Origin of the sequence: Pseudoalteromonas sp. GW168-MNA-CIBAN-0100 (assembly GCF_040309225.1) — a bacterium.
GTDB classification, from domain to species: domain Bacteria; phylum Pseudomonadota; class Gammaproteobacteria; order Enterobacterales; family Alteromonadaceae; genus Pseudoalteromonas; species Pseudoalteromonas arctica.
In genome coordinates, this window is the sequence record NZ_JBEOOL010000195.1 from 1 (window position 1) to 387 (window position 387).

At 40.3% G+C, this 387-nt stretch carries 1 protein-coding gene; it reads right to left on the reverse strand.

What is annotated here, in order from left to right:
* Positions 1-89: 89 nt before the first annotated feature.
* A partial coding sequence (locus AAEY62_RS20695) for a LamB/YcsF family protein (protein ID WP_350636147.1) occupies positions 90-387 on the reverse strand: 298 nt, incomplete at its 5' end.

Below are 387 nucleotides of genomic sequence, written 5' to 3' on the forward strand. Positions count from 1 at the left end.
GGGTGATGAAGTAATTGCGTGGGTAGACTGAATCTGTAAAACGGTTCAGCTGTAAAGGGGGTTTACAACTGAACATATTAAATAATGATTTAACGTTTACACAATAACTTTATTTGTTGAATGAGTGCAATACCGGCAGGGTTATCGCCGTGAACGCATAAACTATCGGCATCTAAAATTAACTTTTTACCTGAACGCGTAGTTACGCTGCCATCAGCTAACAGTTGCTTTACTTGCTCAATTAAAGCTTGCTCGTTATGCACACTACCTGCTAACTGCCTTGACACTAAAAGCCCGTCGTCGGTGTATTGTCTGTCGGCAAAGGCTTCTAATATTAATTTTACCCCTAAAGTGTCGGCCATTTTTTGATGTTTTTTAGCATCAGCC